The organism is Pseudomonas putida (assembly GCF_002025705.1).
Lineage (GTDB): Bacteria > Pseudomonadota > Gammaproteobacteria > Pseudomonadales > Pseudomonadaceae > Aquipseudomonas > Aquipseudomonas putida_J.
The window spans coordinates 4,806,467-4,820,194 of the sequence record NZ_CP018846.1 but is presented as its reverse complement, the minus strand read 5'-3'; the positions used below and the strand labels follow the sequence as shown (position 1 = coordinate 4,820,194).

General features: G+C 64.0%; 11 protein-coding genes. 10 read left to right on the top strand and 1 reads right to left on the bottom strand.

Going from position 1 to position 13,728, the window contains the following annotated elements:
* The first annotated feature begins 15 nt into the window (after positions 1-15).
* The 10 genes from rlmN to BUQ73_RS21835 all read left to right on the top strand — a co-directional run bounded on the left by rlmN (position 16) and on the right by BUQ73_RS21835 (position 10,925).
* Entirely contained in the window at positions 16-1,161 is a 1,146-nt protein-coding gene (gene rlmN / locus BUQ73_RS21880; RefSeq protein ID WP_079229651.1) for a 23S rRNA (adenine(2503)-C(2))-methyltransferase RlmN, read from the top strand.
* Between the two features lie 13 nt (positions 1,162-1,174).
* Positions 1,175-1,936, top strand: a complete 762-nt coding sequence (gene pilW, locus BUQ73_RS21875) for a type IV pilus biogenesis/stability protein PilW (protein ID WP_027920275.1) — start codon at positions 1,175-1,177, stop codon at positions 1,934-1,936.
* On the top strand, positions 1,933-2,955 hold the full coding sequence (locus BUQ73_RS21870; protein WP_079229650.1) for a RodZ domain-containing protein: 1,023 nt from the start codon (positions 1,933-1,935) through the stop codon (positions 2,953-2,955). The genes pilW and BUQ73_RS21870 overlap by 4 nt, the downstream gene beginning before the upstream one ends.
* 3 nt (positions 2,956-2,958) lie before the next feature.
* A complete protein-coding gene (gene ispG, locus BUQ73_RS21865) occupies positions 2,959-4,068 on the top strand; it encodes a flavodoxin-dependent (E)-4-hydroxy-3-methylbut-2-enyl-diphosphate synthase (RefSeq protein WP_027920273.1) in 1,110 nt (369 codons plus the stop codon).
* Positions 4,069-4,092: 24 nt separating this feature from the next.
* Complete coding sequence (hisS, locus tag BUQ73_RS21860; RefSeq protein ID WP_079229649.1) at positions 4,093-5,382, top strand: histidine--tRNA ligase; 1,290 nt, start codon at positions 4,093-4,095, stop codon at positions 5,380-5,382.
* A 39-nt stretch (positions 5,383-5,421) separates the two neighbouring features.
* Positions 5,422-6,063 carry a tetratricopeptide repeat protein gene (locus BUQ73_RS21855; RefSeq protein WP_079229648.1) on the top strand — a complete coding sequence of 214 codons (642 nt, stop codon included), beginning with the start codon at positions 5,422-5,424 and terminating at the stop codon, positions 6,061-6,063.
* Entirely contained in the window at positions 6,064-7,206 is a 1,143-nt protein-coding gene (gene bamB, locus BUQ73_RS21850; RefSeq protein WP_079229647.1) for an outer membrane protein assembly factor BamB, read from the top strand.
* A 116-nt stretch (positions 7,207-7,322) separates the two neighbouring features.
* The gene (der, locus tag BUQ73_RS21845; protein WP_079229646.1) at positions 7,323-8,786 is read left to right on the top strand and encodes a ribosome biogenesis GTPase Der; all 1,464 of its coding nucleotides are present in this window, start codon (positions 7,323-7,325) and stop codon (positions 8,784-8,786) included.
* A gap of 211 nt (positions 8,787-8,997) precedes the next feature.
* A complete protein-coding gene (locus BUQ73_RS21840; RefSeq protein ID WP_079229645.1) occupies positions 8,998-10,146 on the top strand; it encodes a pyridoxal phosphate-dependent aminotransferase in 1,149 nt (382 codons plus the stop codon).
* The gene (locus tag BUQ73_RS21835; RefSeq protein ID WP_027920267.1) at positions 10,134-10,925 is read left to right on the top strand and encodes an amidohydrolase; all 792 of its coding nucleotides are present in this window, start codon (positions 10,134-10,136) and stop codon (positions 10,923-10,925) included. The genes BUQ73_RS21840 and BUQ73_RS21835 overlap by 13 nt, the downstream gene beginning before the upstream one ends.
* A 150-nt stretch (positions 10,926-11,075) precedes the next feature.
* On the opposite strand, the gene BUQ73_RS21830 is transcribed toward BUQ73_RS21835, so the two are convergent.
* Complete coding sequence (locus tag BUQ73_RS21830; protein WP_079229644.1) at positions 11,076-13,631, bottom strand: PepSY domain-containing protein; 2,556 nt, start codon at positions 13,629-13,631, stop codon at positions 11,076-11,078.
* Between the last annotated feature and the right edge of the window lie 97 nt (positions 13,632-13,728).

The following is a 13,728-nucleotide window of genomic DNA, read 5'->3' as shown; positions in this document are numbered from 1 at the left end:
GGTGAAGGTGAATCCATGACGACATCTACCGGCAAAATCAACCTGTTGGGGCTGACCCTGCAGGAAATGGAACAGTTCTTCGACTCGATCGGGGAGAAGCGCTTTCGCGCTGGCCAGGTGATGAAGTGGATTCACCATTTTGGCGTCGACGATTTCGCTGCCATGACCAACGTCGGCAAGGTCCTGCGCGAGAAGCTTGAGGCCGTTGCCGAAATTCGGGGCCCGGAAGTGGTCAGTGAAGACATTTCCGCCGACGGTACCCGCAAGTGGGTGGTCCGCGTTGCCTCCGGCAGCTGCGTCGAGACCGTCTACATCCCCACCGACGACCGCGGTACGCTCTGCGTCTCGTCGCAAGCCGGCTGCGCCCTGGATTGCAGTTTCTGCTCCACCGGCAAGCAAGGCTTCAACAGCAACCTCACCGCCGCCGAAGTGATCGGCCAGGTGTGGCTTGCGAACAAATCCTTCGGGACTGTCCCTGCCAAGATCGACCGCGCGATTACCAACGTGGTGATGATGGGCATGGGCGAGCCCCTGCTGAATTTCGACAATGTCATCGCCGCGATGAAGATCATGATGGAAGATCTTGGCTATGGCATTTCCAAGCGCCGCGTCACCCTGTCCACCTCGGGCGTGGTGCCGATGATCGACGAACTGGCCAAGCACATCGACGTGTCCCTGGCGCTGTCGCTGCACGCGCCGAACGACGAACTGCGCAACCAGCTGGTACCGATCAACAAGAAGTACCCGCTGAAGATGCTGCTCGAATCGTGCATGGGCTACATGTCGACCCTGGGTGGCAAGCGTGTGCTGACCATCGAGTACACCCTGCTCAAGGACGTCAACGACCAGCCTGAGCATGCGGCACAGATGATCGAACTGCTGCGCGACGTACCGTGCAAGATCAACCTGATCCCGTTCAACCCGTTCCCGCATTCGGGCTACGAGCGGCCGAGCAACAACGCGATCCGCCGTTTCCAGGACCTGCTGCACCACGGTGGTTTCAACGTCACCACCCGTACCACCCGTGGCGAGGACATCGACGCCGCCTGTGGTCAGCTGGTCGGTCAGGTCAACGACCGCACCCGCCGCAGCGAGCGCTACATCGCCGTCCGCCAGCTGTCCGCTGACGCCGAGCTGCAAGACAGCGCCGTGCGCCACTGAGCCCGGCCCTGCCATGAGCCTGCGCGCCGCGCTGTCGATCCTTGCGCTTTCGCTGCTGGCCGGCTGCGTGTCGGGCGGCGCGAGCGACCCCCTGGCCAACCGCCAGGGGCGAACGGAGGCAGGGCGTGCATACACGCAGCTTGGCCTGGGTTATTTGCAACAAGGTTTGACCCAACACGCCAAGGTCCCGTTGGGCAAGGCCCTGGCGCTGGATGCCGGGGATGCCGACGCCCACACGGCTCTGGCCCTGGTGTTCCAGGCCGAAGGTGAGCCTGCCCTTGCCGAGGCGCACTTCAAGAAAGCGCTGGCTTCCCGCCCGGGCGACACGCGAATTCGCAACAATTACGGCAGTTTCCTATATGCTCAGCAACGTTTTGCCGAAGCCGAGCAGATGTTTCGCCTTGCCAGTGCCGATACCCTGTATCCTGAACGTTCGCGGGTATACGAGAACCTTGGCCTGACGGCCCTGAGGCTCGACGACCGCGACCAGGCACAGGCGTACCTCACCAAGGCCTTGCAACTTGACCGGCGCCAGCCCAGAGCGTTGCTCGAAATGGCTGAGTTGTCCTACGAAAACAGGCATTATGTGCCGGCCCGTGACTACTACGATCGTTTCAGCCAGTTGAGCGATCACAACGCCCGTAGCCTTCTGTTGGGCAGCCGCCTTGCCCGGGTATTCGACGAGCAGGGCACCCTGGCCGATCTGGGCCAGCAATTACAACGACTTTATCCCGGTACGCCGGAATATCAGCAATACCTGTCGGAGCAACGATGAAAGCCGCGCATCCCGAAGTAGCAGCAGCGACTGGCCAGAACCCCGGTGAGCTGTTGCGCCAGGCCCGCGAGAAACGCGAGTGGTCGCAAGCCGAGGTGGCCCGCAAGCTCAACCTCACCGTAAGTTCGCTGAACCACGTGGAAACCGGCGCCTTCGACAAGCTGCCCGGGCACACTTTCGCTCGTGGGTATATCCGCGCCTACGCCAAATTGATGGACATGGACCAGGCACCGCTGGTCGAAGCCTTCGACCAGTACACCGGCACCCACGCCAAAGGCAGCGAAGTGCATTCGCTGGGGCGTATCGAAGAGCCGGTGCGGCTGTCGCACAACATCATGCGCGGTGTCACCCTGTTGCTGCTGGTCGCCGTGGTAGGCGGCAGCTTCATCTGGTGGCAGGACCAGGGCAGCATGAAAGGCAAGGACCTGGCCAAGATCGCCCTCGAGCATGTGGAAGTCGAAAGCGCCGATGGCACCACCCAGATCCACCCGCTGGATGAGCCAGAAGACCAGGCCGTGACGGCAGGCCAGCAGCCGGAGAGCGCGCCGCTGCCGCTGGAACAGGCCCCCGCCGAGGCGGCTGCCGAAACCACCAGCGAAGCCGCTCCGGCCGCCACTGCTCCTGCTCCGGTTCAGCAGGCTCCGGTTCAGCAGGCACCGGCTCATGCTGCCGCGCCAGCTCCGGCCCCTGCCGCACCGGTGGCACCGGCCGCACCCGTTGCCAGCGTGCCAGCCGTTGCCGCCGCCGAGCCTGCCGCCCCCGCGGCCGTGCCGGCCGGCAGCGCCAAGGTTGCAATCCAGTTCACCGCCGATTGCTGGACCCAGGTGTCCGATGGCAACGGCAAGGTGCTGTTCAGCGCCATCAAGCGCAAGGGGGACAACCTCGAGTTGACCGGCAAGCCGCCATTCGCGGTCCGTCTGGGCTTTGCCCGTGGCGCCCAGGTCAGCTACAACGGCCAGGCCGTCGATGTTGCCCCGTTCACCAGTGGCGAGACCGCTCGCCTGAAGTTGGGACAGTAAGTCATGCACGGCGAATCTCCGATCAAACGTCGCGAATCCCGCAAAATCTGGGTCGGCAATGTGCCGGTGGGTGGTGATGCCCCCATCGCGGTGCAGAGCATGACCAACACCGACACCAACGATGTGATGGCCACCGTGGCGCAGATCCAGCGCCTGGTCGATGCCGGCGTCGACATCGTGCGTGTCTCGGTACCAGACATGGACGCCGCCGAGGCGTTCGGCAAGATCAAGCAGCTGGTCAGCGTACCGCTGGTTGCCGATATCCATTTCGACTACAAGATCGCCCTGCGTGTGGCTGAGCTTGGCGTCGATTGCCTGCGCATCAACCCGGGCAACATCGGCCGTGAAGACCGTGTGCGCGCGGTGGTCGATGCGGCTCGCGACCGCGGTATCCCGATCCGCATCGGCGTCAACGCAGGTTCGCTGGAAAAGGACCTGCAGAAGAAGTACGGCGAGCCGACACCGGCCGCGCTGGTCGAATCGGCCCTGCGTCACGTCGAGCACCTCGACCGCCTGGACTTCCAGGACTTCAAGGTCAGCGTCAAGGCCTCCGACGTGTTCATGGCCGTCGAAGCCTACCGCCTGCTGGCCAAGCAGATCATCCAGCCGCTGCACCTGGGCATCACCGAAGCCGGTGGCCTGCGCTCGGGGACGGTGAAATCCGCTGTCGGCCTCGGTATGCTGCTGGCCGAAGGCATTGGCGATACCATCCGTATCTCGCTGGCGGCCGACCCGGTCGAGGAAGTGAAGGTCGGCTACGACATCCTCAAGTCCCTGCACCTGCGTTCGCGTGGCATCAACTTCATCGCCTGCCCGAGCTGCTCGCGGCAGAACTTCGATGTGGTCAAGACCATGAACGAGCTGGAAGGTCGCCTGGAAGACCTGCTGGTGCCGCTGGACGTGGCGGTGATCGGTTGCGTGGTCAACGGCCCTGGTGAAGCCAAGGAGTCCCACGTGGGGCTTACCGGTGGTACGCCGAACTTGGTCTACATCGACGGCAAGCCGGCGCAGAAACTGACCAATGACAACCTGGTCGATGAGCTGGAAAAGCTCATCCGCCAGAAAGCGGCCGAAAAGGTCGAGGCTGACGCGGCGCTGATCGCCCGCAGCTGACACACAGATTCGTAAGGACTTTTCGTGAGCAAATCGCTGCAAGCCATCCGTGGCATGAACGACATCCTGCCAGAGCAGTCGCCGCTTTGGCGCTACTTCGAAGGCACCGTCGCCGGCCTGCTGGACACCTACGGGTACAGCCAGATCCGCACGCCGATCGTCGAGTTCACCGAGCTGTTCAAGCGCTCGATTGGTGAAGTCACCGACATCGTCGAAAAAGAGATGTACACCTTCGAGGACCGCAACGGCGATTCGCTCACCTTGCGCCCGGAAGGCACCGCCGCCTGCGTGCGCGCCGTGCTGGAGCACGGCATCACCGGCAACGGCCAGGTGCAGAAACTCTGGTACATCGGCCAGATGTTCCGCCATGAACGCCCGCAGAAGGGCCGCTATCGCCAGTTCCACCAGATTGGCGTGGAAGTGTTCAACCTGGACGGCCCGGATATCGACGCCGAGCTGATCATGCTGACCTGGCGCCTGTGGGGCCTGCTGGGCATCCAGGACGCGGTCAAGCTCGAGCTCAACAGCCTGGGCACCAGCGAAGCCCGTGCCCGCTACCGTGACGCGCTGGTCGAGTTCCTCTCGGCGCGCCTGGAACAGCTCGACGAAGACAGCCAGCGCCGCCTCAAGAGCAACCCGCTGCGCATCCTCGACAGCAAGGACCAGGGCACCCAGGCGGTGCTGGTCGGCGCACCGAAGCTGGAAGACTACCTGGACGAAGATTCCCGCGTGCACTTCGAGGGCCTCAAGGCTCGCCTCGACGCCGCCGGCATCCCGTTCGTGATCAACACCAAGCTGGTCCGTGGCCTGGACTACTACAGCAAGACCGTGTTCGAGTGGGTCACCGACAAGCTCGGCGCCCAGGGCACCGTCTGCGCCGGCGGCCGTTATGATGGCCTGGTCGAGCAGATGGGCGGCAAGCCGACCACTGGCGTCGGTTTCGCCATGGGTATCGAGCGCCTGATCCTGCTGCTGGAAACCCTCGGCAAGGTCCCCGAGTCGATCAACCGCACCATCGACGTCTACCTGTGCGCCTTTGGCGAGCAGGCAGAGCTGGCCGGCCTGCGCCTGTCCGAAGGCCTGCGTGATCGCCTGCCGGGCCTGCGCCTGGCGGTCAACGCCGGTGGCGGCAGCTTCAAGAGCCAATTCAAGAAGGCCGACAAGAGCGGCGCGCTGTTCGCGCTGATCCTTGGCGACGACGAACTGGCCAAGCAAGAGATCGGCGTGAAGCCCCTGCGTGGTCAGGGCGAACAACAGAACATTGCCTGGGATGCTCTGGCTGAGCACCTGGAAACCGCGATCGCTCAGGCGTAACGCGGTTCAACAAGCGAATAGGCGAAAAGGAGTATTGGGGTGTCGAGTACCGATGATGATGACCTGGCAGGGGTCAAGGACTGGTGGAACCGCAACGGCAAGCCGCTGCTGACTGGCGCGCTGCTGGCGGGCGTGGTGGTGCTGGGCTGGAACACCTGGCACAAATACCAGAGCAACCAGTCGCAAGGTGCCTCGCAGCTGTATCAGGCTTTGCTTGAGACCAGCCTGACGCCGAACGGCCAGCCGGACGCGACAAAGGTCGCGGAACTGGCCGGCAAGCTCAAGAGCGAGTTCGGCGGTACTGCGTACGCCCAGTACGGCAGCCTGTTCGTGGCCAAGGTCGCGGTCGAGAGCGGCAAGCTCGACGGCGCCGCTGCCGAGCTGAAAAGCGTGCTGGACAAGCCGGCCGACGTCACCCTGGGTGAAATCTCGCGCCAGCGCCTGGCACGCGTGCTCGCCGCCCAGAACAAGGCCGAAGAGGCCCTCAAGCTGCTCGACGGCGACGCTGACAAGGCGTTCCTGGCCAGCCGTGAAGAGTTGAAGGGTGACCTGCTGGTGCAACTGGGTCGCGGCGACGATGCCCACAGTGCCTACGAAAAAGCCAAGGCCGCGCTGTCTGACGAAGCAGCGGTCGGTGGCCTGCAACTGAAGCTGGATGACCTGGCCAAAGGGGACGCGTAAGTGATCGGTTGGAAACAAGCAGCAGTGCTGAGCCTGGCCGTGCTGGCCGCAGGTTGCAGCAGCAACAGCAAGAAGGAACTGCCTCCGGCCGAGCTGACCAAGTTCACCGAGGAAGTGGTGCTGAAGAAGCAGTGGAGCCGTTCGATCGGTGACGGCCAGGGCGAAACCTACAACACCCTGGTACCGGCGATCGAGAACGACCGTATCTACGCCTCCGACGTCAACGGCGAAGTCTTCGCCCTCGACCGCATCACCGGTGACGTGGTGTGGAAAAAGGACCTGGACAAGCCGGTTTCCGGCGCGGTCGGTGTCGGCTACGGCCTGGTCATGCTCGGCACCCTCAAGGGCGAAGTGATCGCCCTGGATTCCAGCACCGGTGAAGAGCGCTGGAAGGCGCGCGTCACCAGTGAAGTGCTGGCTCCGCCTGCCAACAACGGTGACGTTGTGGTGGTGCAGACCCAGGACGACCGCCTGATCGGCCTGGATGCCGCCACTGGCGACCGCCGCTGGATCTACGAAAACACCCCGGCCGTGCTGACCCTGCGTGGCACCGGCGCGCCGATCGCCACCAACCGCCTGGCTGTCGCCGGCCTGTCCACCGGCAAGGTGGTAGCGGTGGACATCAACAACGGCGTACCGGTGTGGGAAAGCCGCGTGGCCATCCCGCAGGGCCGTTCCGAGCTGGACCGCGTGGTCGATATCGACGGCGGCCTGCTGCTGTCCGGTGGTACCCTGTACGTCAGCACCTACCAGGGCCGCGTCGCGGGCCTGGACCTGGAAAGCGGCCGTGTGCTGTGGCAGCGTGATGCCTCCAGCTACGTGGGTGTCGCCCAGGGTTACGGCAACGTCTATGTCAGTGAAGCCACCGGCACCGTTGAAAGTGTCGACGAGCGCTCTTCCAGCGCCCTGTGGAGCAACGACTCGATGGCCCGTCGTCAGTTGACGGCGCCTGAAGTGTTCTCCAGCTACGTGGCTGTAGGCGACTTCGAGGGTTACCTGCACCTGCTCAGCCAGGTCGATGGCCGCTTCGTCGGCCGTGAGCGTATCGACAGCGATGGCCTGCGTGCCCGCCCACTTGTGGTCGGCGACACCATCTACGTCTTTGGCAACAGCGGCAAGCTCGAGGCACTGACCATCCGCTGAAGCTATGCTTGAAGCCTTGGCGGCTTCAGGCCGCGGCGTAGGACACGCCGCCCGAACTCCGGCCGCTGCCTTGCAGCGGCCTTTGCATTTTCAAGAATTCAAGAGTGGAGAGCCGCATGGTTCCCGTAATCGCCCTGGTGGGCCGCCCGAACGTCGGCAAATCCACCATGTTCAACCGCCTGACCAAGACCCGCGATGCCATCGTCGGTGACTTGTCGGGTTTGACCCGTGACCGACAGTATGGTGATGCCAGCTGGCAGGGTCGTTCCTTCATCCTCATCGACACCGGCGGTATCACCGGTGACGAGGTGGGCATGGACGAGAAGATGGCCGAGCAGTCGCTCATGGCCATCGAAGAAGCCGACTATGTGCTGTTCCTGGTCGACGCCCGCGCCGGCATGACCGCTGCCGACCAGATGATTGCCGAGCACCTGCGCAAGCGCAACAAGTCGGCGATCCTGGTGGCCAACAAGATCGACAACATCGACGCCGACGTCGCTCGCGCCGAGTTCTCGCCGCTGGGCATGGGCAACGCCATTCCGGTGGCCGGTTCCCAGGGCCGTGGCATCAACGCGTTGATGGAGTCGGTGCTCGGTCACATCCCGCGTGACCAGGTCGAGGAAGCGCTCGACGCCGAAGTCGCCGAAGGCGAGGAAGCGGTACGTATCCCAGGCCCGAGCGAGAAGGATGGCATCAAGATCGCCATCATCGGCCGCCCGAACGTGGGCAAGTCGACCCTGGTCAACCGTATGCTCGGCGAAGAGCGCGTGGTGGTGTACGACCAGCCGGGTACTACCCGAGACAGTATCTACATCCCGTTCGAGCGTGATGGCGAGAAGTACACCTTCATCGACACCGCCGGTGTGCGCAAGCGCGGCAAGATCCACGAGGAAGTCGAAAAGTTCTCGGTGGTGAAGACCTTGCAGGCGATCAAGGACGCCAACGTGGTGATCTTTGTCATGGATGCCCGCGAAGGTGTGGTCGACCACGACCTCAACCTGCTGGGCTTCGCCCTGGAAGCCGGCCGCGCCATCGTCATCGCCCTGAACAAGTGGGATGGCATGGAGTCGGGCGAGCGTGACTACGTGAAGACCGAGCTGGAGCGCCGGCTGTTCTTCGTCGACTTCGCCGACATCCACTTCATCTCCGCCTTGCACGGTACCGGCGTCGGCCACCTGTACAAGTCGGTACAGGCTGCGTTCAAGTCGGCGGTCACCCGCTGGCCGACCAGCCGCCTGACGCAAATCCTCGAAGATGCCGTCAGCGAGCACCAGCCACCGCTGGTCAATGGCCGCCGCATCAAGCTGCGCTACGCCCACCTCGGTGGTGCCAACCCGCCGCTGATCGTGATCCACGGCAACCAGACCGAGAAGATTCCGAAATCTTATTCGCGTTACCTGGAAAACACCTACCGCCGTGTGCTGAAGCTGGTCGGTACGCCGATCCGCATCGAGTACAAGGGCGGTGAGAACCCGTACGAGGGCAAGAAGAACACCCTCACCGATCGCCAGGTCAACAAGAAGCGCCGCCTGATGTCGCACCACAAGAAGGCCGAGAAGAAGCGCCGCGACAAGCGCTGATTCCGAGTCGACTTCTTAGCGGGTAAACCCGCTCCCACAGGGATAGCGCTGCTCCTGAGCTCAGTGCAGTACCTGTGGGAGCGGGTTTACCCGCGAATGGGCCTCTTGATCCAGCGCAATCCCCCTATTGTTTCAACCTTTTTCCTGACCGCTCGATCCGCTATGCTCGGACTCCACCCCGTGCCGGATACACCCCAGGAAAGAGGGCTCCATGATCCGCAGCAAACTGCCGAATGTCGGCACGACCATCTTCACCACCATGTCCCAGCTCGCCGTGCAGACCGGCGCGCTCAACCTGTCCCAGGGTTTCCCCGACTTCAACGGCCCGCAGGCGCTGCTCGATGCAGTCGGCCGGCACGTGGCCGCCGGGCATAACCAGTACTCGCCGATGACCGGCCTGCCGGCCCTGCGCCAGCAGGTGGCAGCCAAGGTCGCCCGGCTGTATGGCGCCCAAGTCGATGCCGACCAGGAAGTGACCATCACCCCAGGCGCCACCGAAGCGATCTTCTGTGCCATCCAGGCGGTGATCCACCCCGGTGACGAGGTGATCGTCTTCGATCCCTGCTACGACAGTTACGAGCCCTCCGTGGAGCTGGCGGGCGGGCGTTGTGTGCATGTGCAACTGAGCGACGGCGACTTCCGTATCGACTGGCAGAAGTTCAGCGATGCTCTGAGCCCGCGCACGCGGATGGTGATCCTCAACTCGCCACACAACCCCAGTGGCGCGCTGATTACCCGTGAAGACCTCGAGCAGCTGGCCCGGCTGATCGCCGACCGCGACATCTACCTGATCAGCGACGAAGTCTACGAGCACCTGGTCTATGACGGCGTGCGCCATGCCAGCGTGCTGGCCCATGAGCAGCTCTACCAGCGGGCGTTCGTCATCAGCTCGTTCGGCAAGACCTACCACGTCACCGGCTGGAAAACCGGCTATGTGATCGCCCCACCGGCCTTGAGCGCCGAACTGCGCAAGGTGCACCAGTACGTCAACTTCTGTGGCGTTACGCCCCTGCAGTGCGCATTGGCCGATTTCATGGCCGAGCACCCGGAGCACATCGATGAGCTGCCGGCTTTCTACCAGGCCAAGCGCGACCTGTTCTGCGACCTGCTGGAGAGCTCGCGTTTCAGCTTTACCCGCACGGCGGGCACCTATTTCCAGCTGGTGGACTACTCGCAGATCCGCCCGGACCTGAACGATGTCGACATGGCCCTGTGGCTCACCCGCGAGCACGGTGTGGCGACCATTCCGGTGTCGGTGTTCTACCAGCAACCTATCCCCGAGCAACGCCTGGTGCGCCTGTGCTTTGCCAAACGTGAGGAGACGCTGCGTCAGGCAGCGGAAAAACTATGCGCGATCTGAGTGCACTGCCCAACCTGAAAGTCGCCCTGGTCCAGACCACCTTGGCGTGGCATGACCGTGAGGCCAACTACGCGCATTTCGAGGTGCTGCTTGACCAGGCCCGTGGCGCCGACCTGGTGGTCCTGCCGGAGATGTTCACCACGGGTTTTTCCATGCAGTCGGAAACCCTCTGCGAGCCCGAGAACGGGCCGACGTACAAATGGCTGAAGGCCCAGGCCAAGCGCATTGATGCCGTGATTACCGGCAGCGTGATCATCCAGGCCGCCGACGGCAGCCACCGCAACCGCTTGCTGTGGGCGCGGCCGGATGGCGAGATCCTGCACTACGACAAGCGCCACCTGTTCCGCATGGCGGGTGAGCACAAGCACTACACCCCGGGTGAGCGCCAGGTGCAGTTCGAGGTCAAGGGGTGGCGGGTGCGCCCGCTGATCTGCTACGACCTGCGCTTCCCGGTGTGGAGTTGTGATGCCCAGGACACCGACCTGTTGCTGTACACCGCCAACTGGCCAGCGGCACGCCGCCAGCACTGGAACCGGCTGCTGCCGGCGCGGGGTATCGAGAACCTGTGCTATGTGGCTGCAGTGAACCGAGTGGGCACCGATGGCAAGGGCTTTGCCTATTCCGGGGACAGCCAGGTGCTGGACTTCCAGGGTGAGAGCCTGCTCAGTGCAGGGGAGGCGGACGGGGTGTTTACTGCGGTGTTGAGTGCGGTGGAACTGGCGGCCTACCGGACCAAGTTCCCGGCCAACCTGGATGCCGATACCTTCGAGCTGCATTGAACCCAGACTGGCCCATTGTGGGAGCGGCCTTGCGTCGCGAAAGGGCCGCAAAGCGGCCCCATCAATATTTGCAGATGTGCTGAAATCCAGGGGCTGCTTTGCAGCCCTTTCGCGACGCAAGGCCGCTCCCACAAAGATCAGTGCTGCTATTTAGTACACATCCCGCCGATACCGCCCATCCTCGATCAGCTGCTGCACAGCGTCTTCCCCGAGCATGCCATTGAGCGCCGCATCCACCCCCGCAGCCATCCCTTGCAGGCTGCCGCAGACATACACACAAGCCCCGTCCGCCACCCAGCGCTTGAATTCCTCGGCGTGCTGCAGCAACACATCCTGCACATACACTTTTTCGGCCTGATCCCGCGAGAACGCAAGGTCCAGCCGTGCCAGGTCGCCGTTGTCGAGCCAGCCTTGCAGCTCGGCGCCACACAGCAGGTCATTTGCCCGGTTACGCTCGCCGAACAGCAACCAGTTGCGCTGCTCGCCCGCATTGATCCGGGCCCGGATCAGGCTGCGCAGGCCAGCCAGGCCGGTGCCGTTGCCGATCAGGATCATCGGGGCGGCGGCCTCGGGCAGGTGGAAGCCACTGTTGCGGCGCAGGCGCAGGTTCAAGGTGCCATTGAGTGGCAGGTACTCGGTCAGCCAGCCGGACCCCAGGCCGAGGTTGCCATCGGCATGGCGCTCCTGGCGCACGATCAGTTCCAGTACGCCATCGCTGGCAATCGAGGCAATCGAGTATTCGCGGCTGCCGATTGGCACCAACGCATCGACCAATGCCTGCGGCTGCAAGCCAAGCAGATGATCGCGACGGCTCGGCAGCTGGCGGCCAGCCAGTGCCTGGCTCAAGCTTTCCTGCAGGCCGTCGACGTGCACGCTGGCCTTGGCGTCCAGTGCCATACCGTGGAGGAACGCATCGATCCGTGACTGGCCGTTGAGAGGCAGGATTTCCACCAGGTCACCGGCTTCCCAGCTGGCCGGTTGCTCAGGCCGCAGGCCCAGCAGGTAGACCGGTTGACCTTGGCTGCCTGGGTTGAGCAGTTCGCGTTGCACCAGCGTCCAGTTGCCGAAACTCGGCGGCTGCCAGGCGCTTACCGGTTGAGCGCCGGTCAGTTGCGCCAGCTCCTGCTGCCACTGCTGCAGTGCGGCCTGGTCGGCATTGTCCACTTCCACGGGGCTGAACGCGCTGCTGGCACCACGATCACCCAGCCAGGCCTGCAGGCGCCGGGCAAAACCACAGAAGTGCGGGTACTGGCGGTCGCCCAGGGCGAGCAGGGCGTAGCTGAGGTTGTTCAGCGCCCACGGCTGGCCGAGGACCTTGCGCTCGAAGCCACGGGCACTGTCGGGCGCCTCACCGTCGCCGAAGGTGCTGACCACGAACAGGGCACGGCGGGTCTGGCGCAAGTCCTCTTCGCCCAGATCGGCCAGGGCGCGTACCTGTACAGGCAAGCCGGCGGCCTGCAACTGCCCGGCGCTCTGCCAGGCCAGTTGTTCGGCAAGGCCGCTCTGGCTGGCGAAGCCGATCAGCCAGCTGTCGCCTCTGGCCTGGTTGCCGTCGACGTTGCTGCGGGCGGCGCGTACCTGGCGCTTCTTGCGTCGGCGGTCGAGGTACAGCAGCCAGCCGGTGACGAAGAACAGCGGCATGGTCAGGCTGGCGATGGTGACGATGATGCGCCCCGGCAGGCCGAAGTATTCGCCGACGTGCAGGGCGTAGACGCTCTGCAGCAGCTGCGCCTTGAAGGACTTGTCGGTGTAGCGGTCCTGGCTCTTGACCTGGCCAGTTGCCGGGTCGAGCACCAGGGTGTTGAACGCGCGTGGGTGAGCGGCGTCTTCGAGCAGGTAGAACAGGTTGGCCGGCTGGCCGCCCGCAGGTGGCAGGCGCAGGTTGTACATGGCCAGGCTCGGGCCGGCAACGTCCTTGAGGTTGGCCCAGATGGCGTCGTAGTCGACCACCAGTGGCGGCGCATTCTTGTCGACCTTGGGTGGCCCATGGCGGCCACGGCCTTCGCCACGCTTCTGCTGCTGCCCGGCAGTGGGTTCGTCAGACAGCAGTTTGTTCAGGCCCGAACGGTACCATTCGTAGGACCAGAACAGCCCGGTCAGTGCGAACAGGAGGTAGAACAGCAGGCACCAGGTACCGGCCACGGCGTGCAGGTCCCAATTGAAGGCGCGGCCTTTCTTGGCCCAGTCGAGGGTCAGCCAGGTGCGCCAGTTCAGGGCCTTGCGCGGCCAGCGCAGGTACAGGCCGGACAGGCAGAAGAACACCAGCATCAGGGTACAGGCACCGGTGATCTGCCGGCCCGTATCGCCCATGGCCAGGAAGCGGTGCAGGGTCAGCATCAGGTTGAAGAAGCCCTGCCCGGCCGCCTCGCCCTTGAGCTCGCCGGTGTACGGGTCGGCGTAGCGCAGCGCGCCGCGGCGTTCACCCGGTGGCGGGGTGAAGAACACCCGCGCGGCGTTGCCTTCGCGTACGTCCACCCACAGCATCGACACCTTGTCGCCTTGCTCGGCTTCGACCCGGCGCACCAGCTCACCCGGTGGCAGCACGCCCTCGGCACGCACCTCGACCTTGAGCACATCGGCGTTGAAGGCGCGCAGCAGCTCTTCCTGGAACGAGTACAGCGCCCCGGTGATGCCCATCAAGGCCAGCACCAGGCCAGCGGTGATGCCAAAGAACCAGTGCAGTTGGAACAGCGTCTTCTTCACCACATCTCTCACCTTGTGTAGCTGCCACAGACCGCGCGGCGTGCATTATGCCTTGATACGCAAAAGCCCCGCTCACAGGTATGAACGGGGCTCGGCGGTG

Coding starts and splice junctions, on each gene's coding strand:
- rlmN (WP_079229651.1), top strand. CDS start 16: ATGACGACATCTACCGGCAAAATCAACCTGTTGGGGCTGACCCTGCAG.
- pilW (WP_027920275.1), top strand. CDS start 1,175: ATGAGCCTGCGCGCCGCGCTGTCGATCCTTGCGCTTTCGCTGCTGGCC.
- BUQ73_RS21870 (WP_079229650.1), top strand. CDS start 1,933: ATGAAAGCCGCGCATCCCGAAGTAGCAGCAGCGACTGGCCAGAACCCC.
- ispG (WP_027920273.1), top strand. CDS start 2,959: ATGCACGGCGAATCTCCGATCAAACGTCGCGAATCCCGCAAAATCTGG.
- der (WP_079229646.1), top strand. CDS start 7,323: ATGGTTCCCGTAATCGCCCTGGTGGGCCGCCCGAACGTCGGCAAATCC.
- BUQ73_RS21840 (WP_079229645.1), top strand. CDS start 8,998: ATGATCCGCAGCAAACTGCCGAATGTCGGCACGACCATCTTCACCACC.
- BUQ73_RS21835 (WP_027920267.1), top strand. CDS start 10,134: ATGCGCGATCTGAGTGCACTGCCCAACCTGAAAGTCGCCCTGGTCCAG.